A 24,289-nucleotide genomic window follows, 5' to 3' on the forward strand; every position below is an offset into this window, starting at 1 on the left:
CGGTCACGCAGCCTGCGTGGCAACCAGGCCCTGCACCGCACGGATGATTGCATCGACCGAGGATATGTCGAAATCGCCTTCGGTCGGGTCATTTGCGTTGAACGGCACCGAGATATCGAACGCCTCTTCAATGGCGAAGATGCTTTCGACCAGCCCAAGACTGTCGATGCCCAGGTCTTCCAGCGATTGCTCGGGCGAGATATCGCCCGGTTCCAACATGGCCTGTTCTGCCAGAATGGCGATCACGCGGTCCTTGATACTGTCCGACATGATATACCCTTTCGCGTTTTGCGGATCTCTAATCCTTGTCCACGAGTTTTGAAACAGTTTTCTGAAGCTCACGCAGCGCCTCGGCCAAGCGTGGCAAGCGGCGCAATTCGCGACGAATGGCCATCTCGGTCTCGATCTTCACCGCCGGGCTGCCCAGCACCGCACGCCCTGCTGGCACGTTGGTGTAGATATTGGTGCCGCCGCCCGCAATTACATCATCGCCGATGAAAATATTGTCGCTGACACCAACCTTGCCGCCCAAGACGACACGGTTGCCGATCCTGGCGGACCCGGACACGCCGACATTGCCGCACATCATCACGTCTTCGCCCACATCGGCGTTATGACCCACCTGCACCTGGCAGTCGATCTTGGTGCCGCGCCCGATGCGGGTGGCGCGAATGGTGCCGCGGTCGATGGTCGAACTCGCGCCCAGTTCGACGTCATCCCCGATCTCGACCCCGCCCAGCGAATGAACCCTTGCCCAGTGGTGGCTGCCCTCGACAGCGACGGCTTTTTCGCCTTCGGCCATGCCGCCCCGCAGGCTTTCCACCGCGCTTTCCTTGTCCAGCGTGACATAGGAAAACCCGTCACCGCCCACGACCGAGTTGGACTGGCCGATATAGCGGTCGCCAATGGTGCACAGATGCGCGATGCGCGCGCCGGGATGCAGCACAAGGTCATCGCCGATCACCGTGCCATAGCCGACCGATGCATGAGGCGCGATTGTGGCCCGTGCGCCGATTGTGACATTCGCGCCGATCACGGCCAACGGGCCGATACGCGCACCGGGACCGATTTGCGCCGTGTCATCAACGACAGCGGTCGGGTGAATACCCTCGGCAATGCCCAGGCCCGGGTCAAGCGCCCGGGTCAGAAGCGGCATCGCCGCCTTGCCCCGGTTCAGGCAAATCGCCCCCTCAAGCCCCAGCGCCTGCCAGTCGGCCCCGACCCACAGAAGTGCCGCACGGGCGCGCCCCCTGGCAATCCCGTCCGCATATTTCGGGTCCATCGCCAGCGCCAGCTGATCGGGGCCGGCATCGCCGGGCTCTGCCGCACCAACCAGGTCAATGTCACCATTGCCCATGACCTCGACCCCCAGTGAGGCGGCAATGTCTGAAAGAGTGAACTGCATCTGATCCCGCATCTGTTTCCCTTGTCCATTGTCAGTGGGCGATCTGCCCCGCCGACTTTGCCCAAGGATTTACCCGTCCGCGTGACCGAACGCCACCCCGGCGTTTTGCAATGCCTCCCAGATCCGGGCATCGCGCCCATAGACGTCACGACGATAATTCATGCGTCCCTTCGCTGGCGCCACGGCGGTACGATAGACCAGATGCACCGGCACCGGCTGTTCCAGGTCAACCCGCGTTTCGCGTCCGGTGTTCAGAACCTTGTGGAAGGTGCCTTCAGGATCGGAGGTCTGCCGCGCCAGCAACGCATAGGCAAAATCGAACGGATCGCTCAGCCGGATGCACCCATGGCTGAACGCCCGCACCTCGCGCCCGAACAGGCTTTTGGAGGGCGTGTCGTGCAGATAGATGTTGTATTTGTTCGGAAACATGAACTTCACCAACCCCAACGCATTGCGGCTGGACGGTGGCTGCTTGATCGCAAACGGGAAGGACTTGGCCGAGAAGGCATTGAAATTCACCGCCGAGCGATTGACCACCCGCCCCCGGCTGTCGATCAGCTTCAGGTGGCTGACCGCGTTGGGGTTGCGCTTGAGCATCGGCAGATACTCTTTCGTCGCGATCGAGCGTGGGACGTTCCAGGTGGGGTTGATCACCATGAACTCCATCACGTCCGAAAATTCCGGGCTGCGCTGGTCGTGGATGTTCTTGCCGATCACCGACCGCGTGGTGAAGGTCACGCGCCCGCCATCGACGATCTTGGCGGTGAAATCCGTCAGGTTGACCCAGATATGGCGCTTGCCGCGCTCCATATTGGTCCAGCGTTCCCGCTCCAACGCCACGATGATCGACGCCAGACGCGCCTCGGGCGTGGTGTTGATTTCATCCATCGTGCCCGGACCGGCCACGCCATCGTTGGTCAGCCCGTGATCTTCCTGAAACTGCTGCACCGCCTTCTGGATGGTCGCATCATAAGACTGGCTGGCCGAGCGGCTCAGATATCCCATGCGGATCAAGCGGTTGCGCAGGGCCACGACCGATGCCCCCGCCTGCCCCGGTTTGAGAGAACTGGCCGGCACAGGCGCCCCCCATCCGCCATGGGCGATCTGATGATCCAGCCGCAGCTTTTCCTTCATCAGTCGTGCATATTCCGGCGATTTCGGCGGCAGCGCCTTCAGAAACCGTGTGGGATCCGAGGACACGAACCCCGCCAGCAGCGCCGCCCCATCCTGTCTGGGCACCTTGCGCACGATCCCGCTGTCCACCTTCGAGGGCGTCAGCACGCCGCTGTTAACCCCTTGCGCATAGCTGAGAAACAGCTTCGACAGTTCAACCTCGGCGCGGCCCAGATCGCGCAGGCTGGCAACATTGCGCAGGCGGGTGTTCAACTCGGTGGTGTTGAAATCCGGCAGGCCGTGATCAGCCGCGCCCGAAAGCGCCCTGAGCAGCGCCGCCCGGCGTGCAAGATCCTGCGGCTGCGATCCGGTCCAAATCGGCTGATAGCCATTGTCGCGATAAAACGCAGCAATTTCAGTGTCGCGCGCCGCGGCTTCGGCCACAGCTTGCGCAAAGGCTGACACTTTGGCCTGACCAGCCATATCGTTTTTGGATTGTGCCGTTGCCGGTGCAATGGGTCCGGTCAGAAACAAAGCCCCCATCAAAGTCGCAAAAATTGTCGCGCGGTGGATCGCACGACGTTGTGGCAGCGCATTTGAAATCATAATTCGCCCAATAGTAGTGTACCTGCGTATAATTCCAGATCATCCATGATTGGCAGGCGCAAGTCCATTCACAAAGCCGAATAGAAAGCGTGTTTTCCGGGCCTACGCCATGGGTCCGGCGCTTTGACGCGTTTAGGTCACGTTTTACCACTTTTTCAGTGATTTCAGCAAAATTTTGCCGATTTTGCTTGAACAGGTTCAGGACCCCAAATCTTCGCTTGGCCCGCGATTCGAGTTGTGCCATAAGTTCGGCAAGCCTGGGGAAGAGGCTAAACACTTGTTAACCTGAATGGACAACGATCCGTTTCAGGCACAAAAACAGGCAAGCGACGGGACACGCTGGGACATGACTATCGACAATTCGGTCGGATCTAAATCCATTTTGACACGCCGCGGATTGCTGGGGGCCTTTGCCGCCACGGCAGTGACCGCAGCACCGATGTATGCAAATGCTGCAGGCTTTCTGCGTGGCGGGGGCGATGTTCGCCGGCTCGCCATGTATTCCGGGCGCACCGGTGAATCGATCAACATGATCTATTGGATCGAAGGCAAATACATCAAAGACGCACTGAAAGAGATCAATCATTTCATGCGCGACTGGCGCACCGATCAGTCGATCAAGATTGACACCCGAACGGTGGACATCATGGCCGCCGCGCATGGGCTTCTGGATGTGCGCGAACCTTACATGATGCTGTCAGGCTATCGTTCGCCCAAGACCAATGCCATGTTGCGGTCACGGTCGCGCGGGGTGGCCAAGAACTCGTTGCACATGAAGGGCCAGGCGGCCGATCTGCGGCTGAAATCCCGCTCGGTCAACCAGATGTTCAAGGCCGCCGTTGCCTGCAATGGTGGTGGCGTCGGCAAGTATTCCGGGTCGAATTTCGTGCATATGGATTGCGGCGTGGTGCGCAGCTGGGGCCGGTGACACCGCCCCCGTCCTGACCCTGCCCTGATCCCTTTCCGAGAAATCCCACAGACGAATAAGGCCCCCGTCGCGAGGGCCTTTTCTTTTTTGTGCGAGTGTATCAGCTATCCTTCGGCATCAGGCGACCGGGTTCGTTGGATTCCAAATAAGCCTCCTGCTCGGGCGTCAGGTCGATACAATCATACCCCGTCACCATCGGGCGCACATGCGACCGGAACCCATGCCCCACCGTCAGAAGATAAACGTGCGTGATCACGAAGGCAGCGATCACATAGGCGGCCAGCAGGTGCACATTCGCGATCACATAGAGCGCAAAGCTCGACCCTTCCTCGGCGGCCCAGAGATTATAGGTCAGATACAGCAGACCCGAGCCCCAGATGGCCGGGAATACCAGCACTTTCAGCCCGAAATAGGTCAGGGCTTGAAGCGGGTTATGCTTGCGCCAGAACACTTTCCGATACGGAGGCTCCTCGCCACGAAAGACCCCATAGGCATAGAACCGCGCCATCTGAAACAATCCTTCAAGCTGCGGCACGAACTGTCGCCAGGTGCCGGTGGTGAACAGCCAGAAGGTGGCAAAGATCCAGACCGCCAGCAGCACCAGCGCCGCGATGGTGTGCAGCATCACCGCCGGGCCGAAAGGCAAGAGCGAATGCACCCCGTTCAACCCGAACCCGGTAAACATCAGGATCATGATCATCACCATCTGGGTCCAGTGCCACAGACGTTCAAAGCGGGGGTAAACCTTGACGACGCGTCTAGCCATGATCTGTGCCTCCTTTTCGGCCACCAACAAGGCGCAGGATGATATGCAGACCCACACCCAGAATTGTCAGCGCCACCAGCGCCATGCCCAACAGACCCACCGGCGAACGCGGTTCGGTGCCGGGCATATAGACCGCGGCGATCCCATCCAGCCGCCCGTCCTGCGCGTGACAGGCCGCACAGTCCAAAGCGTCCTCGGCCGGGGCGACCATATGGGTGATCGGCCAATACATCTCAGTATCGACGAAATCGAAGTGACCAGAATAGTCCTGCCCGGCCGCTTTCATGCCCGCCTCGATCGCTTTGGGCCAATCGAAATTGGTCCAGAAGGCCGTATCGGTGGTTGGCCCCCAGACATGCGAATACGCCAGCTTGTTGCTGTCCGTGTCATAGGCCTGCCGCCCTTCCATCCGTTTGAAGGGCCAGATGCGGCTGTCCGCGCCGCCGGGGGATCCGTTGATGCGGTTCACTTCGACCGGGGCTGTCGGGTCGATCTGTTCACCGGTCGCATATTCCACATGACCGTTGAACCAGGCGTAATGCGGCACCACGTCCTCGCCCCATTTGAAATCACCCTTGGTGGACAGATAAGTGTGCAGCTCTTTCCCGTCGGACTGCACATAATTCGCTTCGTGCATCGGTTTGCCGTCAGCCCCCATGCGGCCCGCTGTCGACCAGTCCCAGTAGGTCTTGGTGGCGACGCCACCGCGCGCGAATTCGGGGATGTGGCAGCTTTGACAGGCCAGCTTGTCGGTGTGATCGTTCAGCTTCACACCTTGGAGGGTCAATGGGTGCGGGTCGCTGTCGTGGCAGCTTTCACAGGTCGCCGCCGTGCGCACCGCCCCGGGCTTGCCGCGCCCGATCACATCCTTGGCCACCGTGTCATATCGTGACCCGGCCCAGTTGTGCTTGTCCTCCACATGGCAGGTCGAGCAGGTGAAGTTCAACCCGTCGGGCGACATGTGCACATCGACGGCTTTCGGCGGGTTATACAGCGCCGAACTCAGGTCACCGTGCTTCACGTTGTCGCCACCACCGCCATAGAAATGGCAGTTTCCGCAATTGTCGCGCCCCGGCATCCCGACAGATTGCGCCGCCTTGGACAGATCCACGGGCCAGGCCGCCGCCCCCGTGATGGTCTTGGTGCCGGCCTTCACCGGCTCAAGCGGCGGGTGCCCGGCGCCTGTAGCGGTCTTGGTGTACTGGCCAGACCGGTCGTGACAGACCAGGCAATCGGGCGTGACCCCCGCCTGCGCGGGCGTCTTTGACATATCGTCCCATCCATAACCCGCATGGCACGAGGTGCAGCGGGCCTCGTTCCCGGCCACGTTGCCACAGAAGGCGTTGATTACCTTGGATTTTCCCAGCGTCTGGCCGCTGTCGCTGTCATATTTCCATTCGAAATGGATCGAATGCATGATCTGGTCGTCGGCTTCCGTGTGGCAGCTGACGCAGGCCTCGGTCACTTCCGGCCCCGAGGCAAAGGGCTTTTTCAGGATGTCGAATTTCGTGTGGTCCGCCGTCGCACTGGAAATCGACTGAGCCGGTGCGGCTGGCGGAGTTGGCGCTGCGGTCTGATCTTCGGCCGCGGCAAAACCGCCCGCCCCGACCATCAAGGCAAGCGTCAGAATCGGTGCAAGAATTTTCTTCATGGCTCAGCCTTCCTCAACTCCGGTTCGCGCGGCGGAGGATTACATTCTGCTATTCTAATATGTATCAGAGACAGCAAAGCACACCTACTGCCAAAATGCCGCACCATCTGCGCTGGGCGATTGACCCGGCCCCGGCCTTTTGTCATCGTCGGTCGATCTGCGACGAGAGGCGCCATGAAACCATTTCTGATCCTGCAACTTCGCCCGGAAACCGATGCGTCAGATGACGAATTTCGCGCGTTTCTGGCCAAGGGCGGGCTGGAACCGGACCAGGTTCATCGCATCCGGCTGGATCAGCAGGACATTCCCGCCAGTCTTCGGCTTGGCGATTATTCCGGGGTTATCGTCGGGGGCGGGCCGGGCTGCGTGTCCGATGCGCCCGGTCAGAAATCTGCGGTCGAGGCGCGGATCGAAGCGCAATGCCTTTCCCTGATGCCGCAGATCACCGGGCAGGACATTCCGTTTCTTGGCTGCTGCTATGGGATTGGCATACTGGGCCATCACCTGGCGCCCGGATCAGTGACAAAAGACCAATATGGTGAACCCGTCAGCGCCAGCCCCTGCGAGGTCACGACCGAGGGGCGCAATGATCCGCTGCTCGACGGCATTCCCGACCGGTTCGAGGCCTTCGTGGGCCACAAGGAGGCGATGCAGCACCTGCCCCACGGGTGCCACCACCTGGTCGCGTCCCCCCGTTGCCCGTTCCAGATGATCCGTCATGGGCAGAACGTCTATGCCACTCAATTCCACCCCGAAGCCGACGCGCACAGTTTCGAGACCCGGATCGGCATTTACAAGCACCACGGATATTTCCCACCGGAAGAGGCCGAGGCGCTTGTCGACATGGTGCACGCCGCGAATGTCCACGCGCCCGCACAGATCCTGCGCAATTTCGTGACGCGGTATCGAGCCTGAACAAGCCACCGACACACATTTTCCAAGCAGAGTTTATGGCGCACCCGAGAGGATTCGAACCTCTGGCCTCTGCCTTCGGAGGGCAGCGCTCTATCCAGCTGAGCTACGGGTGCCAGTGACACTGGGTCTGGCGCGGATATAGGCCATCGCCCTGCCTGCCGCAACATGAAAAGGACGGGCGGCTGTCAATCAACGAAAATCAAGCGCGGACATTGGTTTATCGACAGCGCTTTAACGGCGGGGCGAGCAGACCCGTCCCGCGTGGGACGCCATGTGCAAATTGCCTGACGCCCACGCTCCTGCAGATTGACACCCCCGATTAGAGGATGAAGTCGGACCCGTACAACGTGTCCACGCCGACCACCAAAACCTCAAAATCGGCTTTTGCATCACCGTCGATATCGGCTCGCACCAATGTGTCCGAACCGACATCCACAGTCCAGACGGCGTGAGCCTGGGCACCGGATTTGGAGAACACGAAGGCCTGATCCCCGGCCAGATTCACGCTGGCGTCAATTGCGGCCAGGTCAAGATCATCTTCGCCACTGTCGAACTGATAAATCTGGTCACGATATGACCCTGTGGTGCTTTCTTCGACCTCGTAGAAAACAAACACATCGCGATCATTGTCGATGCCCGCGTACATCCGGTCAAAACCTTCGCCACCGACCAATGTGTCTTCACCTTTTCCGCCAAACAGTTTGTCACGATGTGGCCCGGCGATCAAAAGGTCATCGCCGGTCTCCCCATACATCACGTCATACCCTTTGCCGCCATAGATCTGATCCGCGCCTTTGCCCCCAAGAAGTTTATCGCTATGCCGACCACCGTAGATCTTGTCGTTTCCCTCGCGTCCGTACAGCGAGTCATCGCCCGTGTTGCCGACGAGGAAATTACTGGCATCGTTGCCGTAAATCTTGTCCGCGGATTTGCCGCCCCACACATTCTCGATGCTGGAAACCGTGTCGCGACCGTAACCGGTATTCTGGGCGCCGGTATTATCAAGATTGAGTGTCGCTTTTTTCGAGGTGGTAAACAGTAGCCAGTCCGATCCCTTGCCGCCCTTGATCACATCATTCCCCGATGAGGCATAGATCTTGTCATTTCCGGGGCCGCTATAGATCTTGTCGTTCCCACCGTAGTCGTAGATCTTGTCGTCGCCTTCGTTTGAAATCAGCGTATTCGACTTCTTGTTTCCGTAGATCTTGTCATCACCCCCCCCGCTTATTGCCTTTTCAATTACGGTGCCAACTGACAATGCCAGGTTACCTTTCAGTCCGGCAATGCTGGAGGTGGTCGGCTTACCCTTTCCCGGCCAAGAAATGTTCAGGTTGATCGTCTGATTGTCATCCCAGCCCGAGAAATCGAAGGTGTCATAACCACCGCCATCCGCGATCGTATAGGCATTGGTATCCGCATTATTTTTCAAGCGCGCCAGGAAGGGATCACTGCTTTGCGAGATATTCGTGTTGAACCCATAGGTGGTATTGCCCTTGAACGCGTTCGACGTCCCGAAGGTGACACCATTATGGGACTGTCCGCCATACATGCGGTTCAGCGCCAGAAGGTCCGCTGCCATATAGGTTTGCAGGTAGGCATAGCTGGCATCGACATTGTAGTTTTCGCTTTGCGAGAAATACGACATGATGCTGTTCTGCCAGCTGTCATTGGTGAACTTCGCGTCCCAGGGATAATCCGCCCACCCATCATATTGCCCCATATGCCCAAGCCCAAGCGCGTGACCGATTTCATGCAGGATGGTCTGCATGGCATAGCTGGTCCTGCTGGTCGAACCGGAATCCCAGGAACTGCTGACATTTACATAACCGTAATCCGCAAAGCCGCCACCGTCACTGTCCTGAAGACCCGCATATGCGCCACCGTCTTCGTCACCGAAAGAGATATCGGCATAGTTGTATGACGTTGTCTCGACAAATCTGATTCCAGTGACATTCGATAGGTAATCGAAGGCGTCGCGCACCATTTCACGTCGTCCTGCCAAAAGCCCATTGCCATCAAACCAGTTCGGACTGACCGAATAGGTTAGTTTGCCATACTGCGGATCATTGCCGAAGCCAGTCAGGTTCCATTTCAAACCCGAATATCCCTGTTCATTCCAAAACCCTGAAACAAGGTAATTTGCCAGCGTACTCAATGACCTGTGTTGCATGCTCTACTCAATCTCTGGTTATCGGTTCAGACAGCTGAAACCTCGTGACTGCAACCATGCGCAGAATGGCACGGGCGAAGTCCATCCGAACTTGAACAATTTTTGCGGGTAGAACTTAGCCCAGGGTTTGGGTTCAGACCAGATCAAAATCGGCTTTGGTTTTCAAAGAATGCGAATTTGTTGAGGGTCTCGCAACAATTGCAATGCGTATTGCCAGATTAGTGTAAGTTATGCACGAACTCGTGGACCCTGGTCTGTTGAACGCGACAATGCACTGCGCTCCTTGGCCCCCCAAAAAAAACGCCCGCAGCAGCGGACGCTTTTTTGTTTTTCCAAGAAACAGAAGCTGACTTAACGCTTCGAGAACTGGAAGCTCTTACGGGCTTTGGCTTTACCGTATTTCTTCCGTTCCACCACGCGGCTGTCGCGGGTCAGGAAACCGGCGGCTTTCAGGGCGCCACGCAGGCTGGGTTCGTAAAGCTGAAGCGCTTTCGAAATTCCGTGCTTCACGGCACCGGCCTGACCGGACAGACCGCCGCCCTTGACGGTGGCAACCACGTCAAACTCGCCTTCCACGCCGGCGACTTGCTCGGGCTGGCGCACGATCAGTTGCAGAACGGGACGGGCGAAATACTTGTCCATGTCCTTGCCATTCACGCTGACCTTGCCGGAACCCGGCTTGATCCAGACGCGAGCGACCGCGTCTTTCCGTTTGCCGGTGGCGTAGGAGCGGCCCAGTTCGTCACGAACAGGCTCGCGCGGGGCAGCAACTTCAACCACGGCTTCGGTACCTTCGGCAACGGCGTTCAGGTCTTCGAGTGTTTTGATCTCTTCAGTCATGATCAGCCCTCACGCGTGTTTTTGGCGTTCATGGATTTCACATCCAGCACTTCGGGGCTTTGCGCCTCGTGCGGATGCTCGGCGCCGGCATAGACGCGCAGATTGGTCATCTGCTTGCGGCTCAGCGGACCGCCGGGCAGCATGCGCTGAACGGCTTTGGTCAACAGACGCTCGGGGTGCTCGCCCTCGAGGATCTGGCCAGCGGTGCGGGATTTGATACCGCCCGGATAACCGGTGTGCCAGTAGTGCACTTTGTCGGTGCGCTTCTTGCCGGTCATTTGCACTTTGTCCGCATTGATCACGATGACATTGTCACCCATGTCCATATGCGGCGTGAACGAGGCTTTGTGCTTGCCCCGAAGACGCATTGCGATGATCGATGCAAGACGGCCCAGAACAACGCCTTCGGCGTCGATCAGGATCCATTTCTTGTCGATATCTGCAGGCGTTGCAGAAAAGGTTTTCATGTGTTCAGCCCTGATTGGGTTACGGATGCGGTGGTTTTAGTGATTTCCATCTGCAGGTCAAGCGACAAAGTGTTGGTTTTTATATACGTTTTCAAACACTTAAAATTATGGTATTATTATACCCCACCTTACACCGGCGCACTTCTGCCAAAAAAAGCCGGATCTGATAAAATCGAAGAAAGGTCTTGCGCGACTCGATCACCCCCCCTAAATGGCGCCCCACATGAGGGACCGATCCCAACCCCGGAGAAACGGGGGGGCGCTAAGGGACCGACTGGAACGAACTACTGGTAACGAAGGGGAGCATTATGAAGGATGCGGACCTCTTCCAACTGGGGATCGGTCTGGAGACAGGCGCCCACGAGGAAGGCTCACTTGGCCCGATTGCGGCCAATTCAAATATTGCATGTGATCTCATGGATGACGACCGTGATGACCATTTCATCCGCAAGGGGGATAAGGTCTATGCGGGCACGCATCTGATCATCGAGGTTCTGGACGGCCACGGGCTGGACGACGAAGACCGCATTCAACAGGCGTTTCGCGATTGCGTCGACACCTGCGGGGCCACGCTTCTGCACATCCACACCCACAAGTTCAGCCCGCAAGGGGTAAGCGGTGTCGCCGTGCTGGCGGAAAGCCATATCTCGGTGCACACCTGGCCGGAAATCGGCTATGGCGCGTTTGACGTCTTCATGTGTGGCGACGCGCAGCCGTGGAAAGCGGTGGATGTCCTGAAAGCGGCCTTCGGCACCGATAACGTGCGGGTCAAGGAACTCTTGCGGGGCGACGGGATCGTGCAGGCCGAGGTTGCGGCATGAGCGACTGGCTGACCGAGAAACTGCACGACGATTATGCCCAATCGCTGCGCATCGGCGAGATGCTATACGACAGCAAGACCGAGCATCAGCGCCTGAAAGTGTTTCAGAACGGCACGTTTGGCCGGGTTCTGACGCTGGATGACGTGGTGCAGACCACCGAAGGCGACAATTTCATCTATCACGAGATGCTGACCCATGTGCCGATCCTGGCGCATGGGGCAGCGAAGCGCGTGCTGATCATCGGCGGCGGCGACGGCGGCATGGCGCGCGCAGTGTTGGATCACTCAAGCGTCGAACATGTGACGATGGTTGAAATTGACGCGGGCGTGGTGGCGTTCTCAAAGGAATACCTGCCGCAGCTCAGCCGGGGCGCATTTGACGATCCGCGCCTGAACCTGGTGATCGCGGATGGTGCGGATTTCATGCGCGCGACCGATGGCGGGTTTGACGTGATCATTGTGGACAGCACCGATCCGATCGGTCCGGGCGAGGTGCTGTTCACCGATCACTTCTATGGTCACGCCAAGAAGGCCTTGACCCCCGGCGGCATTCTGGTCACGCAAAACGGCGTGCCCTTCCTGCAAGGTGATGAGCTGACCGGCACCATGCGCGCCTTTCAGTCGCTGTTCTCGGACGCAACCTGCTATCTTGCCACCATTCCGACCTATGCGGGCGGGCCGATGGCGTTTGGCTGGGGTACCGACAGCGATGCGCGCCACGTATCCGTTGAGGTGTTGCAGGAAAGGTTCGCAGCCTCCGGGATCAAGACAGATTACTACACCCCCGAGGTGCACAAGGGCGCCTTTGCCCTGCCCCCCTATGTGGAACGGTTGATCCCCTAATGTCGGACTGTCGCCCTATTCGGGGCGGCACACCTCTCCGCGCAGGATGGCAAACATGGTGCGCCAGATCAGTCCGGCAATCACAACGGCCAGCAGCGCCAGGATCAACATGCCGATGGCCTGATGCCCGCGCGCGCCCTCAAGCTGCGCAAACCTGAGCGATGCTATGGCCAGCGCAGCCAGCGGGAAGCTGAGCGCCCACCAACTGAGCGCAAAAGGCAGCTTGGCCAGTTTCGGCACCTGAACCACCACCAGCGCAGCGAAGATATAACCCGCGTTCAGCAGGATGCGGGCAAATCCGTCCACCGTTCCCGTCATGCTGACATAGGCCAGAAAGGCGACTGCGGGCGGGGCGATCAGGATCACCATCGTCGGAAACAGCCGGGCGACGATCGGATCGTGAAAGATCAACCGGTTCATCACAAGAGTCAGCAGGACGATCCAGAAAATGATCCCCCCCGAGAAGAACAGCCACGAGACCTCGATATACCCGATACGCGCACCAAGGATGGGCACGATCACGTTGCCGACCGCCGGGATGAACCATGCGGGCGTCAGGTGGCCGACCTGGAAACTGCGATGGCTGATCCAGCCCGACACAACCGCGATGGTCAGCACCCCCTGCCCCGCAACCCCGGCCAGCCAGATCCATGTCGCCGCCGTTTCGTTGTAGGGAAAGACGGCGGTGGCCATCAGCAACATCGACACTGTGATCGTCGGAAAGAAGGCAAGCTTCACCGGGTGGTGCCATTCCTCGGCCACCATCGCCGGATACCGCAGCGCCTTTGCCAGATAGAAGCCCGCGATGGTCAGAAACACCGCACCGCCGACCAGCAGGATCAGCGAGGACGCTTGGGCGAGCCACCGGGCGGCGGGCGCCCCGGCATGCAGTGCCAGGGTAAAGCCCATCAGCCCCATGACGATGGCAAAGAACGTCACCGGAAAATGCGCCAGGCGGCTTGTCTCGGCCGGGGGCGTGATCGGATCGGGGGCTGTGGTGGTCTGCTCGGACATGGGGGCCTCGTCGCTTGCGTCCTTATGGTGGTGCGTCAATCCGCGCCGCCGGTCAAGCCCGTTCCGGCGGGATCGAGTAGGTCAAACTGGCGCGGGCAACCGGGGCGTCATCGCCTTCCGAATAGATCAGCACATCACCCACCGCCAGCACCCGCCCCAGCTTGTGCAGCCGCGCATGCGCAATCAGATCGGTATCCGCCGCCGGTTTGCGCATGAAATCTATCGAACAATTGGTGGTTACGGCCAACGCCTTCGGCCCGATCATCGCCAGGATCGCCAGATAGATCGACACATCCGCCAGCGCAAACATCGTCGGCCCCGACACGGTGCCGCCGGGGCGCAAATGCTTGTCGCCGATCCGGGTGCGGACAGTGATCTGCATCGGCGCCACATCCGCCACCTCGAAGTCGGGGGCGACCTGCGGAAACGCGGTCTCCATGAAAGACTGAAGCTCGTCGCGCGACATTTCCAACTGCATGGTTTCCCCCCGTGAATTTCCCGCCTATCGTGGGCCAGAACAACGAGCGAGGACAAGATGTCAGAGCCCCTATTGATCCGCGAGGACGCAGCGTCAGTTGCGCGTTTGACCTTGAACAACCCCGGCGCGCTGAACGCGCTGTCGGATGCGATGCTGGCCGCGCTGAAGGCCGAATTCGAGGCGCTGGCACAGGATGACAGCATTCGTGCAGTCGTGATCGCGGGCGCAGGCAAGGTGTTCTGTGCGGGCCATGACCTGAAGGAAATGACGGCAGGACGACAGGCCGCGGATGGCGGGGCAGCGTATTTCAAAGACCTGTTCGACCGCTGCGCCGAGGTCATGTGCATGATCCCCCGCCTGCCCCAACCCGTGATCGCCCAGGCCCACGGGATCGCCACCGCCGCCGGATGCCAGCTGCTGGCGACCTGCGACATGGCCGTGGCCGCCGAAGGCACGCGGTTTGGCGTGAATGGCGTGAATATCGGCCTGTTCTGCTCGACCCCGATGGTGGCCCTGACCCGGAATGTGCCGCGCAAGGTGGCGTTTGAAATGCTGACCACGGGCGAGTTCATTGACGCCACCCGCGCCCGCGAGGTCGGGTTGGTCAACCGCGTGGTGCCGCCCGAAGACCTGCACGCCGCCACCGACGAATTGGCGCAAACCGTCGCCTCGAAGCTGGGCGCGGCGGTCAAAATCGGCAAGGCCGGGTTCTATGATCAGGCCGATATGTCGCTTGAAGCCGCCTATGCCTTTGCCGGGGCCGCGATGGTCGAAAACATGATGCTGCGCGACACCGAAGAAGGCATCAGCGCCTTTATCGAAAAGCGCAAACCGGATTGGGACCAGTCCCGCTAACCCCAACGACGCGAGGTCGCCATGCCTTACCTGATCCTGTTCTTTGCGGTGGTTGCGGAAACCATCGGCACCACAGCCCTGCAAGCCAGCCAGCAATTCAGCCGGTTCTGGCCCTCGGTCACGGTGGTCGTGGCCTATGGGATCAGCTTTGCGCTGCTGGGTTGGGCATTGAAATACATGGCGGTCGGCGTGGCCTATGCCATCTGGTCCGGGCTGGGCATCGTGCTGATTGCCCTTATCGGATACGCGCTGTTCGGACAGCGTCTGGACCTGCCCGCAATCATCGGCCTTGCGATGATCCTGGGCGGGATTCTGATCATCCACCTTTTCTCGCAATCCGCACAGCATTGACGCTGCATTGACACCGGACCCGACCGGGCGAGAAAATTAACAAGAGTTGTTTTTTTGGTGGCGTTCCACCGTCAACCGGGCTATGCGCCCCCCTAACTTCTCATACGTTTGATACGTTCCCCTTTAAGGTGGCCCTATGGACCTGCGCAATATCGCGATCATCGCACACGTTGACCACGGCAAGACGACCCTTGTTGACGAGCTTTTGAAACAATCCGGCGCGTTCCGGGAAAACCAGGCCGTCGCTGAACGCGCCATGGACTCGAACGATCTGGAGCGTGAGCGCGGGATCACCATTTTCGCCAAGCCCACCTCGGTCGAATGGAAAGGCACCCGGATCAACATCGTCGATACCCCCGGCCACGCCGATTTCGGCGGCGAGGTTGAGCGGATCCTGTCCATGGTCGATGGCGTCGTGCTGCTGGTCGATGCCGCCGAAGGCCCGATGCCGCAAACGAAATTTGTGACCTCGAAAGCGCTGGCTCTGGGTCTGCGCCCCATCGTGGTCTTGAATAAGGTCGACAAGCCGGATGCCGAACCCGACCGGGCGCTGGACGAATGCTTCGATCTGTTCGCCAACCTCGGTGCAGATGATGACCAACTGGACTTCCCGCATATGTATGCGTCAGGCCGCAATGGCTGGGCGGATGCGGAACTGGATGGGCCGCGCAAGGATCTGCACGCGCTGTTCAACCTGATCGTGAACCATGTGCCGAAGCCGAAACAGATTGCCCATCAGGATGAAGATTTCTCGATGCTGGCGACCACGCTGGGCGCCGACCCGTTCGTGGGCCGCCTGCTGACCGGTCGCGTGGAAACCGGACGCCTTAAAGTGGGTGCCACCGTGCAAGCCCTGTCGCGCGTCGGTCAGAAGATCGAACAATTCCGCGTCACCCGCATTCAAGCCTTCCGTGGCCTGGCCCAGCAGGACATTGACGAGGCTGTGGCAGGTGACATCGTCTCGCTTGCCGGCATGTCGAAAGCCACCGTGGCCGACACGATCTGTGCGCTGGCCGTCGAAGAACCGCTGGACGCCCAGCCCATCGACCCGCCCACCATCACCGTCACCTTCGGCATCAACGACAGCCCGCTGGCAGGCCGCGACGGCAAAAAGGTGCAGTCGCGCGTGATCCGTGAACGGCTGTTGAAAGAGGCTGAGTCAAACGTCGCCATCAAGGTGGCCGACACGCCGGGCGGCGAAGCGTTCGAGGTGTCGGGCCGCGGCGAATTGCAGATGGGCGTTCTGATCGAAAACATGCGCCGCGAAGGGTTCGAACTGTCGATCTCGCGCCCGCAGGTGATCATGCGCGAACAGGATGGCCAGACCGTCGAACCGATCGAAGAAGTCACCATCGACGTGGACGACGAATATTCTGGCGCGGTGATCGAAAAGCTGACCGGATCGCGCAAGGGCGAGTTGACCGAGATGAAGCCCGCAGGCGCTGGCAAGACCCGGATCATTGCCCATGTGCCGTCACGCGGGCTGATCGGCTATCACGGCGAGTTTCTGACCGACACGCGCGGCACCGGCGTTCTGAACCGGGTGTTTCACGGCTGGGCACCGCACAAAGGCAATATTCCGGGCCGTCGCGCGGGCGTTCTGATCTCGATGGAGAACGGCACGTCTGTGGCCTATGCGCTGTGGAACCTGGAAGATCGCGGCCGCATGTTCATCGGCGCGCAGGAAGACGTGTATCAGGGCATGATCATCGGCGAACATAGCCGCGAAAACGATCTGGAAGTGAACCCGTTGAAGGGCAAGAAACTGACCAACGTCCGCGCCTCGGGCACGGATGAGGCTGTGCGCCTGACCACGCCGATCACCATGTCGCTGGAAGAGGCCATCGCCTATATCGACAATGACGAGCTGGTCGAGGTGACGCCCAACAACATCCGCCTGCGCAAACGCTACCTTGACCCGCATGAACGCAAGCGTCAGGCACGGTCATCCGACCAGTAGTCCCCCCGACAAAAACAGGAAAGCCCCGGAAAATTGCCGGGGCTTTCTTCGTTTTAATTCAGCGTGTTATTCGTCGATTTCGACCACCAACAATTCCCGCTCGGATGCGCCGCGCGCATGGCTCAGCGCCTCTTGATACTCGGGCGAGTGATAGCAGCCTTCGGCAGCCTCGACGCTGGGAAATTTCGCCACGACATTGCGCGGGCGGTCCTTGCCTTCAAGCTGCACATAGCGCCCGCCGCGCGCGATGAAATGCCCGCCATGTTTGGCAATCGCAGGCCCGGCAAGGGCGGCGTATTTGCCATAGGCGTCGTCGTCGGTCACGGTCACATGGGCAATCCAAAGGGCGGGCATAGGTCTCTCCTGCAAGTAAAAAGCCGCGTAAGTCAGCAGACGATACGCGGCCTCTCAGGATTTGCAACGGGTAGTTACCCGGCGATGGCGGCTTCCGCGGCGGCCACCGCTGCCGCAGCGCCCGAAATGTCCTGACCACCCCCCTGTGCCAACTCGGGACGACCGCCGCCGCCCTTGCCCCCCACTGCGGGCACGGCCGCTTTCACAAGATCCACCGCCGACACACGGTCGGTCATATCCGCCGTGACGCCAGCAGCCACAGCGACTTTGCCGTCATTGTCCGAGATGATCAGAACCGCCCCTGATCCAAGCGCGTCTTTCTGTTCATTCACAAGCGTTTGCAGGTCTTTCCCCGCGACGCCCGCAATGGTCATGGCCAGAAATTTCACGCCGCCAATATCCTTGGCCTCCGCCCCTGCGCCCGACGCTTTCGCCAACTCGCGCTTCAGGTTCGCAATCTCGCCCTGCAAGGCCTTGCGTTCGTTCAAAAGCCCCTTGACGCGGCCTACGACCTCTTCCGGTTTGGCTTTCAACATGCCCTGCAGTTCCGACGCCCGCGCAGCCTCCTCCTCGATATAGGCGACGGCGGCCTTGCCGGTCAGCGCCTCGATCCGGCGGATGCCAGCGGCACTGGCCCCTTCCGACAGGATCACACAGACTCCAATGTCGCCGGTCTGCCGCACATGCGTGCCGCCGCAGAGTTCGATGGAATAGGTCTGCCCATCCGTGCCCTTGCCGGTCGCGGCATGCCCCATCGAGACCACGCGCACCTCGTCGCCGTACTTTTCGCCAAACAAAGCCTGCGCACCAATCTCGCGGGCATCATCCGGCGTCATGATCCGGGTTTCCACGGGCGCATTCTGGCGAATATAGGTGTTCACCTCGCGCGCGATATTGCCCAGTTCCTGCGCTGACATGGCCTTGTTGTGGCTGAAATCGAACCGCAGGCGATCCGGCGCGTTCAGCGACCCACGCTGCGCGACATGATCGCCCAACTCGTTGCGCAGCGCCTCGTGCAACAGGTGCGTGGCCGAATGGTTGGCGCGGATCGCCGTGCGGCGCAAGTGATCCACCGCCAGTTCAGCACCCTGCCCCTTCACGATCTCGCCATCGTCGACCCTGGCGAAATGAATGAACACGTCGGCCACCTTCTTGGTGTCGGTGATATGCGCCGATCCGGTATCGGTGCGGATCAGACCCGTGTCGCCCACCTGGCCACCCGCTTCGGCATAAAACGGTGTCTGGTTGACGACGATCTGAACCTCGTCCCCGGCCTTGGCGCTGTCGGTCAGCGCGCCGCCCGAGACAAGTGCCAGCACCTGACCCTCGGCGTGTTCGGTGTCATACCCCAGAAACTCGGTCACGCCATGCTGCTCGGCCAGATCGAACCAGATGGTGGCATCCGCAGCTTCACCCGAGCCGGACCACGCCGCCCGTGCCCGCGCCTTCTGTTCGTCCATCGCCGCATCAAACCCGGCCTGATCCACTCCGCGCCCCTTTTCGCGCAGCGCATCCTGCGTCAGATCCAGCGGAAATCCATAGGTGTCATAGAGCTTGAACGCCGTCTCGCCCGGCAAATCAGCGCCTTCGGGCAGGCTGGACACCTCATCATCCAGCAGCTTCAACCCACGATCCAGCGTTTTCTTGAACCGCGTTTCCTCGTTCAGAAGGGTCTCTTCGATCATGGTTTGCGCGCGACCAAGTTCGGGATAGGCCTGCCCCATCTGCGCCACCAGCTCCGGCACAAGGCGATGCATGACCGGGTCTTGCGCGCCCAGCAAATGGGCATGACGCATCGCGCGGCGCATGATCCGGCGCAGCACGTAGCCGCGCCCTTCGTTCGAGGGCATCACCCCGTCGGCCATCAGAAACGAAGTTGATCGCAAGTGGTCGGCAATGACGCGGTGATGCACATTCTGATCGCCATAGGGATCGACATTCGTCACGTGCGCGGACGCCTCGATCAGCGCCTTGAACAGATCGGTGTCGTAGTTGTCGTGACTCCCCTGCAACAACGCACCGATCCGCTCCAGCCCCATGCCGGTGTCGATCGACTGCATGTCCAGCGCCTTCATCGAGCCATCTTCAAACTGCTCGTTTTGCATGAACACGATGTTCCAGATCTCGATGAACCGATCACCATCTTCCTCGGCGCTGCCCGGAGGGCCGCCCCAGATATGGTCGCCGTGGTCATAGAAAATCTCGGTGCAAGGGCCACAGGGGCCCGTCGGGCCCATCTGCCAGAAATTGTCGTGCGTCGCAATGCGGATGATCCGGTCTTCGGGCACGCCCACCTTCTTCCAGATTTCAAACGCCTCGTCGTCCGTGTGATAGACGGTGGTCAACAGGCGTTTGGGGTCGATGCCGAATTCCTTGGTGATCAGGTTCCAGGCGAACGGGATCGCGTCATCCTTGAAATAGTCGCCAAAGCTGAAATTGCCCAGCATCTCAAAAAACGTGTGGTGGCGCGCGGTATATCCCACATTGTCCAGATCATTGTGCTTGCCGCCTGCGCGCACGCATTTCTGTGCCGTTGTCGCACGGGTGTAATCGCGCGTCTCGATCCCGGTGAACAGGTTCTTGAACTGCACCATGCCCGAGTTGACGAACATCAACGTCGGGTCGTTGCGTGGCACCAGGGGCGAGCTGTCGACAACCGTATGTCCGTTGGTTTCGAAATATTTCAGAAAAGTCGAGCGGATGTCATTAAGGCTGGCCATGTTATCTTGTCTCTGAAGGGGCGTTCACATCCGTTTACCTTTGCCAGCCATCCCTGTCCACCGGCTGTTGCCGCAAAAAGAAAAGGCCGGGACATGCCCGGCCTGCCTTTGTCTTTGGTGACGATCTTTCACATGATCATGCTTCCAGAAGCCCGTCGTCATCGGCGTCTTTTTCGCCTTCGGGCATGTCAAAATCCAGACCGTGCGCGGCTCGGATCTTGTCTTCGATCTCAAGCGCGGTGCGGGTGTTTTCCCGCAGATAATTCTTGGCATTCTCGCGCCCCTGCCCGATCCGCTCATCGCCATAGCTGAACCACGACCCCGACTTCTCGACCACGCCGGCCTTGACGCCCAGATCCAGCAACTCGCCCATTTTCGAGATGCCTTCGCCATACATGATATCAAACTCGACCTGCTTGAACGGCGGAGCCACTTTGTTCTTCACGACTTTTACGCGGGTGGCGTTGCCAACCACCTCGTCGCGGTCCTTGATGGCGCCGATGCGTCGGATGTCCAGCCGAACCGAGCTGTAGAACTTCAGCGCGTTGCCGCCTGTCGTGGTTTCGGGGCTGCCGAACATGACGCCGATCTTCATGCGGATCTGGTTGATGAACACCACGGTGCATTTCGAACGCGAGATCGACCCGGTCAGCTTGCGCATCGCCTGGCTCATCAGGCGGGCCTGCACGCCGACATTGCTGTCGCCCATATCGCCTTCCAGTTCGGACCGGGGCGTCAGTGCGGCAACCGAGTCGACCACCACCATGTTGACGGCCCCTGATCGCACCAGCGTATCAACGATTTCCAGCGCCTGTTCGCCCGTGTCGGGCTGGCTGATCAGAAGCTCATCCAGATCGACGCCCAGCTTGCGGGCATATTGCGGATCCAGTGCGTGTTCGGCATCGACAAAGGCGCAAACTCCGCCCTTTTTCTGCTCTTCCGCCACGCAATGCAGGGTCAGCGTCGTCTTGCCCGAGCTTTCCGGGCCGTAAATCTCGATGATCCGACCTTTGGGCAGGCCGCCAATGCCAAGTGCGATATCCAAACCCAGCGAGCCTGTTGACGTCGCCTCGATCTCGGCGACCGGGTTGTCGGCGCCGAGCTTCATGATCGACCCTTTGCCAAACTGCCGTTCGATTTGCGCCAGCGCGCTGTCGAGCGCCTTTTGTTTGTCACCGTCTCGTTTCATGTCAAAGATATCCGCCGTTGCCATTTGTTATCATCCCTTATTTCACACCCGCGAACGGGCGGCAATCATGCTCGTGTTCTGCTCTTGTTCTCACAATCCGTTATGAGCACAAAATAGGAACATTTCAAGTCAAGTTTTCAAAACGAGTTTGCCCGGGAATGGTAAGCAAAGGGTTAACAACGCTGAAACCGCTGCGAAATCGGCGAATACGTGAGGTTGGAACGGGTCAATGCAACTGCCTTTGCACCGTTGCGGTCAGGTCCGTCAGCGAAAATGGTTTGGGCAAAAACACCGAGTTCGGAATGCGCGACTGGTGTTCGGAGACCGAATCCTCGGCATAGCCCGAGACGAAGACCACTTTCACGCCCGGTCGGTCCTCAAGCGCCTTGGCCACCCAGGTGGGGCCATCCATGCCAGGCATGATCACATCCGTGACAAACACGTCGACCGAAAGGGTCGTATCTTCAAGTGTTTTCAAAGCCTCCTCGGCATTTTCGGCTTCCAGCACCGTGAACCCGCGCATGCGCAGCGCGCGCGAGGCAAAGGCGCGCACCGGGGCTTCGTCTTCCACCAGCAAGACGATGTTGTCCTTGCCGTCTTCCAGCGCATGGGTGGGCATCGGAAGCGTCGGAGCAACTTGCAACCCGGGCGGTGCCGCCACCGTTTCATCGACCACACCATTTCGGCCGGGCGCGTCAGACGGGGCTGCACCATCGGCGCCTGTTACGATTGCGGAAGCACCATCAAGCAGGATCTGGTCGTTGGCCGTCAAGGCATCCAGCGTATCCCGGATCGGATCGCCCCCTACGGCTTCGGCCATTTCAACCCGTTCGCCTTCCCCATCAAGGGGCGTGGGTTCCATTTGGTCCGTCTCCTGACAAACCGGGAAATACAGCGTGAAGGTCGATCCCGCGCCGGGGATCGAATCGACGAAAATGAACCCGCCCATCTGCTTCACGATACCATACGCCATCGACAGGCCCAGGCCGGTGCCTTTGCCAGCGCCCTTTGTCGTAAAGAACGGCTCGAAAATCTTGCTGAGCTTGTCAGCAGGGATGCCCGTGCCCTGATCAATCACGCGGATGGTGACATAGGCACCCGGCGGCACCGTTGCCCGGTCACGATGGAGCGGCTGGTCGATGGTGACGTTCCGGGTCTCAACGCGGATCTCGCCTTCGCCATTCATGGCGTCGCGCGCGTTCACCACAAGGTTCATGATCACCTGATCCAGTTGACGACGATCAGCGCGGATCGGTTTCAGATCCCGGTCATGGTCCAGATCAAGCGATACTTTTTCCCCGACAAGACGGTTCAGCAGATGGGTCAGGTCCGACAGCGAGTCTGTCAGAGCCAGTTTCTCGGGGCAGAGCGTCTGTTTGCGCGAAAACGCCAGCAGCTGACGCACCAGAGCCGCGGCCCGATTGGCATTCTGATGAATTTGCGACAGGTCGGAATATTCCGGGTCGTTCTCGTCACGCCCCAGCAACAGAAGGTCGCAATGACCTGATATGGCCGTCAGCAGATTGTTGAAATCATGCGCCACACCGCCCGCCAGTTGCCCGATTGCCTCCATCTTCTGGCTTTGAACGAACTGTGCCTCAAGGGTTTTCAACTCGGTCGCATCCTGCAACACGGCAACCAGCGCCCGCCCGGTATCATCTGCCACTTGACCCAAAGAGATTTGCAGAAACACATCCTCGTCCGGTTTTACCGCGCGCACCACCTCGACCCGCCCAAGATGACGCCCGGCATGTGCCTCGCGCAGCCATTCCGAGACGGGGCGGCCCAGACCTTCGACCTGATCGGCCAACTGGGTGCCGATGGCTGCTTCGTCGCCCAGAAGCGCGCGCGCCCGCCGATTGGCCAGCACGATGACACCGCCGGTGTCCAACTTGATCAGAGGTACGGGCAAACGTTCGATAAACGCCCATTCTTCGTCCGTGATCACCGGACCGGCCGGGGGTGGCAACAAGTAGATCTCACGCCGGCCCGCGCTGATTTCCAACTCACACACGAAGGCCGGGACCGGACCGTTTCGGGCCGACACCTGCACCACTGTGCCCGCCTGGACCGGCAGGTCGGAAAACACCCGGTCCAGCGTGGTTTCACGCCCGCCCAGAAGACGCCGAGCACTTTCATTCATGAACAGGATGGTGCCGGATTTCGACACTGTCATCATCGGCAGACTGATATGTTCACCGCTGCGAGCGCCCTGCCCGCGTTCGCCGAAATCTTCCATGCGCCAGAGATACCCGCCGCCGTCCATCACATGCACCGATAGCCGCACATGCCCGCGCCGCAAGACGACATCTTCATAGGCCGCCCCCTTGGCCTGGGCCTTGTTCTGCAACCGAAACAGAACCGAGGCCGGGGCGGCAAACATGTCCTTCACGGCACCGGCCAAGGTCGCGCCGAGCTGATCGCCGAAGGCTTCGGTCGCGGCACGATTCTGATAACGGATCATCCCGTCCGCATCCGTTGCAAAGCTGGCCGCACCGTCATGGTCAGCCACTTGGTGCACCGTACGGATCATCACATCCTGCCGCCGTTGATGAAGCGCGCACAGCGCCATGACCGTCAGCGCCAGCGCCAGAAACGTCAGCCCGATCAGCAACAGGCTCAGCCCCAGAACCGGCAGGGCAACAAACCACGCTGCGCCGACCGACAAAACCGCAAGCAACAGAAGAAACCCGACCCGCTGCGACAGGCGCAGGGCGATTTCGGTCAATGGATTGGACGACACGTCAACGTACGACACAATGATCCCCTTTTACAGAATCGGCCCCGCCGTTATGACGCACGGTCGGTTAAGCGCCGATTAATGGGATCAAGGTTAACAACCTT

At 59.8% G+C, this 24,289-nt stretch carries 21 protein-coding genes and 1 tRNA gene; 7 read left to right on the forward strand and 15 right to left on the reverse strand.

Annotated features, from left to right (window positions below; translation table 11 throughout):
- Positions 1-3 precede the first annotated feature (3 nt).
- The 3 genes from IE188_RS00395 to IE188_RS00405 all read right to left on the reverse strand — a co-directional run bounded on the left by IE188_RS00395 (position 4) and on the right by IE188_RS00405 (position 3,001).
- On the reverse strand, positions 4-270 hold the full coding sequence (locus IE188_RS00395; protein WP_191284505.1) for an acyl carrier protein: 267 nt from the start codon (positions 268-270) through the stop codon (positions 4-6).
- Positions 271-298: 28 nt separating this feature from the next.
- Complete coding sequence (locus IE188_RS00400) at positions 299-1,405, reverse strand: UDP-3-O-(3-hydroxymyristoyl)glucosamine N-acyltransferase (protein WP_191285271.1); 1,107 nt, start codon at positions 1,403-1,405, stop codon at positions 299-301.
- 69 nt (positions 1,406-1,474) lie between these two features.
- The gene (locus tag IE188_RS00405) at positions 1,475-3,001 is read right to left on the reverse strand and encodes a L,D-transpeptidase family protein (RefSeq protein ID WP_229836355.1); all 1,527 of its coding nucleotides are present in this window, start codon (positions 2,999-3,001) and stop codon (positions 1,475-1,477) included.
- 469 nt (positions 3,002-3,470) lie between these two features.
- Here IE188_RS00405 and IE188_RS00410 point away from each other — a divergent pair, with 469 nt between their 5' ends.
- Positions 3,471-4,052: a YcbK family protein gene (locus IE188_RS00410; protein WP_191284507.1), complete on the forward strand. Its 582-nt coding sequence runs from the start codon at positions 3,471-3,473 to the stop codon at positions 4,050-4,052.
- Between the two features lie 100 nt (positions 4,053-4,152).
- Here IE188_RS00410 and IE188_RS00415 read toward each other — a convergent pair whose 3' ends face one another.
- On the reverse strand, positions 4,153-4,818 hold the full coding sequence (locus IE188_RS00415; RefSeq protein ID WP_191284508.1) for a cytochrome b/b6 domain-containing protein: 666 nt from the start codon (positions 4,816-4,818) through the stop codon (positions 4,153-4,155).
- Positions 4,811-6,469 (reverse strand): tetrathionate reductase family octaheme c-type cytochrome, encoded by a 1,659-nt coding sequence (locus IE188_RS00420; RefSeq protein WP_191284509.1) that lies wholly within the window; start codon positions 6,467-6,469, stop codon positions 4,811-4,813. Before IE188_RS00420 ends, IE188_RS00415 begins: the two co-directional genes overlap by 8 nt.
- A 174-nt stretch (positions 6,470-6,643) precedes the next feature.
- Here IE188_RS00420 and IE188_RS00425 point away from each other — a divergent pair, with 174 nt between their 5' ends.
- Positions 6,644-7,384 carry a glutamine amidotransferase gene (locus IE188_RS00425; protein ID WP_191284510.1) on the forward strand — a complete coding sequence of 247 codons (741 nt, stop codon included), beginning with the start codon at positions 6,644-6,646 and terminating at the stop codon, positions 7,382-7,384.
- Between the two features lie 36 nt (positions 7,385-7,420).
- Here the strand turns inward: IE188_RS00425 and IE188_RS00430 are convergent.
- The 4 genes from IE188_RS00430 to rplM form a co-directional block, all read right to left on the reverse strand.
- Positions 7,421-7,497: transfer RNA gene (locus IE188_RS00430), tRNA-Arg, on the reverse strand.
- 206 nt (positions 7,498-7,703) lie between these two features.
- Entirely contained in the window at positions 7,704-9,479 is a 1,776-nt protein-coding gene (locus IE188_RS00435; RefSeq protein ID WP_191284511.1) for a M10 family metallopeptidase, read from the reverse strand.
- Positions 9,480-9,905: 426 nt separating this feature from the next.
- Positions 9,906-10,394 (reverse strand): 30S ribosomal protein S9, encoded by a 489-nt coding sequence (gene rpsI, locus IE188_RS00440; RefSeq protein WP_191284512.1) that lies wholly within the window; start codon positions 10,392-10,394, stop codon positions 9,906-9,908.
- Positions 10,395-10,396: 2 nt separating this feature from the next.
- Positions 10,397-10,861, reverse strand: coding sequence for a 50S ribosomal protein L13 (gene rplM, locus IE188_RS00445; protein ID WP_191284513.1), 465 nt, complete (start codon positions 10,859-10,861; stop codon positions 10,397-10,399).
- A gap of 308 nt (positions 10,862-11,169) precedes the next feature.
- On the opposite strand from rplM, the gene speD reads away from it, so the two are divergent.
- Positions 11,170-11,682: an adenosylmethionine decarboxylase gene (gene speD / locus IE188_RS00450; RefSeq protein ID WP_191284514.1), complete on the forward strand. Its 513-nt coding sequence runs from the start codon at positions 11,170-11,172 to the stop codon at positions 11,680-11,682.
- On the forward strand, positions 11,679-12,524 hold the full coding sequence (gene speE / locus IE188_RS00455; RefSeq protein ID WP_191284515.1) for a polyamine aminopropyltransferase: 846 nt from the start codon (positions 11,679-11,681) through the stop codon (positions 12,522-12,524). Before speD ends, speE begins: the two co-directional genes overlap by 4 nt.
- Before the next feature lie 15 nt (positions 12,525-12,539).
- On the opposite strand, the gene IE188_RS00460 is transcribed toward speE, so the two are convergent.
- Both IE188_RS00460 and IE188_RS00465 read right to left on the reverse strand, forming a co-directional pair.
- On the reverse strand, positions 12,540-13,538 hold the full coding sequence (locus IE188_RS00460) for an SLAC1 anion channel family protein (RefSeq protein ID WP_191284516.1): 999 nt from the start codon (positions 13,536-13,538) through the stop codon (positions 12,540-12,542).
- A 52-nt stretch (positions 13,539-13,590) separates the two neighbouring features.
- Complete coding sequence (locus IE188_RS00465) at positions 13,591-14,016, reverse strand: PaaI family thioesterase (protein WP_191284517.1); 426 nt, start codon at positions 14,014-14,016, stop codon at positions 13,591-13,593.
- A gap of 57 nt (positions 14,017-14,073) precedes the next feature.
- Here IE188_RS00465 and IE188_RS00470 point away from each other — a divergent pair, with 57 nt between their 5' ends.
- The 3 genes from IE188_RS00470 (at position 14,074) to typA (ending at position 17,182) form a co-directional block, all read left to right on the forward strand.
- On the forward strand, positions 14,074-14,871 hold the full coding sequence (locus IE188_RS00470; RefSeq protein WP_191284518.1) for an enoyl-CoA hydratase: 798 nt from the start codon (positions 14,074-14,076) through the stop codon (positions 14,869-14,871).
- A 21-nt stretch (positions 14,872-14,892) separates the two neighbouring features.
- Positions 14,893-15,222, forward strand: a complete 330-nt coding sequence (locus IE188_RS00475) for a DMT family transporter (protein WP_191284519.1) — start codon at positions 14,893-14,895, stop codon at positions 15,220-15,222.
- A gap of 136 nt (positions 15,223-15,358) precedes the next feature.
- The gene (typA, locus tag IE188_RS00480; RefSeq protein WP_191284520.1) at positions 15,359-17,182 is read left to right on the forward strand and encodes a translational GTPase TypA; all 1,824 of its coding nucleotides are present in this window, start codon (positions 15,359-15,361) and stop codon (positions 17,180-17,182) included.
- Positions 17,183-17,248: 66 nt separating this feature from the next.
- Here the strand turns inward: typA and IE188_RS00485 are convergent, their stop codons facing one another.
- The 4 genes from IE188_RS00485 to IE188_RS00500 form a co-directional block, all read right to left on the reverse strand.
- Positions 17,249-17,536 carry a DUF1330 domain-containing protein gene (locus IE188_RS00485; RefSeq protein WP_191284521.1) on the reverse strand — a complete coding sequence of 96 codons (288 nt, stop codon included), beginning with the start codon at positions 17,534-17,536 and terminating at the stop codon, positions 17,249-17,251.
- 74 nt (positions 17,537-17,610) lie between these two features.
- Complete coding sequence (gene alaS / locus IE188_RS00490) at positions 17,611-20,256, reverse strand: alanine--tRNA ligase (protein WP_191284522.1); 2,646 nt, start codon at positions 20,254-20,256, stop codon at positions 17,611-17,613.
- 136 nt (positions 20,257-20,392) lie between these two features.
- Positions 20,393-21,469 (reverse strand): recombinase RecA, encoded by a 1,077-nt coding sequence (gene recA, locus IE188_RS00495; protein WP_191284523.1) that lies wholly within the window; start codon positions 21,467-21,469, stop codon positions 20,393-20,395.
- A 202-nt stretch (positions 21,470-21,671) separates the two neighbouring features.
- Positions 21,672-24,203, reverse strand: a complete 2,532-nt coding sequence (locus IE188_RS00500; RefSeq protein WP_229836358.1) for a hybrid sensor histidine kinase/response regulator — start codon at positions 24,201-24,203, stop codon at positions 21,672-21,674.
- Positions 24,204-24,289: the final 86 nt, after the last annotated feature.

This window comes from Aliiroseovarius zhejiangensis, assembly GCF_014656375.1.
GTDB classification, from domain to species: domain Bacteria; phylum Pseudomonadota; class Alphaproteobacteria; order Rhodobacterales; family Rhodobacteraceae; genus Aliiroseovarius; species Aliiroseovarius zhejiangensis.

Coding starts and splice junctions, on each gene's coding strand:
- speD (WP_191284514.1), top strand. CDS start 11,170: ATGAAGGATGCGGACCTCTTCCAACTGGGGATCGGTCTGGAGACAGGC.
- IE188_RS00410 (WP_191284507.1), top strand. CDS start 3,471: ATGACTATCGACAATTCGGTCGGATCTAAATCCATTTTGACACGCCGC.
- IE188_RS00420 (WP_191284509.1), bottom strand. CDS start 6,469: ATGAAGAAAATTCTTGCACCGATTCTGACGCTTGCCTTGATGGTCGGG.
- recA (WP_191284523.1), bottom strand. CDS start 21,469: ATGGCAACGGCGGATATCTTTGACATGAAACGAGACGGTGACAAACAA.
- typA (WP_191284520.1), top strand. CDS start 15,359: ATGGACCTGCGCAATATCGCGATCATCGCACACGTTGACCACGGCAAG.
- IE188_RS00475 (WP_191284519.1), top strand. CDS start 14,893: ATGCCTTACCTGATCCTGTTCTTTGCGGTGGTTGCGGAAACCATCGGC.
- rpsI (WP_191284512.1), bottom strand. CDS start 10,394: ATGACTGAAGAGATCAAAACACTCGAAGACCTGAACGCCGTTGCCGAA.
- IE188_RS00485 (WP_191284521.1), bottom strand. CDS start 17,536: ATGCCCGCCCTTTGGATTGCCCATGTGACCGTGACCGACGACGACGCC.
- IE188_RS00470 (WP_191284518.1), top strand. CDS start 14,074: ATGTCAGAGCCCCTATTGATCCGCGAGGACGCAGCGTCAGTTGCGCGT.
- IE188_RS00415 (WP_191284508.1), bottom strand. CDS start 4,818: ATGGCTAGACGCGTCGTCAAGGTTTACCCCCGCTTTGAACGTCTGTGG.
- alaS (WP_191284522.1), bottom strand. CDS start 20,256: ATGGCCAGCCTTAATGACATCCGCTCGACTTTTCTGAAATATTTCGAA.
- IE188_RS00465 (WP_191284517.1), bottom strand. CDS start 14,016: ATGCAGTTGGAAATGTCGCGCGACGAGCTTCAGTCTTTCATGGAGACC.
- rplM (WP_191284513.1), bottom strand. CDS start 10,861: ATGAAAACCTTTTCTGCAACGCCTGCAGATATCGACAAGAAATGGATC.
- IE188_RS00395 (WP_191284505.1), bottom strand. CDS start 270: ATGTCGGACAGTATCAAGGACCGCGTGATCGCCATTCTGGCAGAACAG.
- IE188_RS00405 (WP_229836355.1), bottom strand. CDS start 3,001: ATGGCTGGTCAGGCCAAAGTGTCAGCCTTTGCGCAAGCTGTGGCCGAA.
- speE (WP_191284515.1), top strand. CDS start 11,679: ATGAGCGACTGGCTGACCGAGAAACTGCACGACGATTATGCCCAATCG.
- IE188_RS00460 (WP_191284516.1), bottom strand. CDS start 13,538: ATGTCCGAGCAGACCACCACAGCCCCCGATCCGATCACGCCCCCGGCC.
- IE188_RS00425 (WP_191284510.1), top strand. CDS start 6,644: ATGAAACCATTTCTGATCCTGCAACTTCGCCCGGAAACCGATGCGTCA.
- IE188_RS00400 (WP_191285271.1), bottom strand. CDS start 1,405: ATGCAGTTCACTCTTTCAGACATTGCCGCCTCACTGGGGGTCGAGGTC.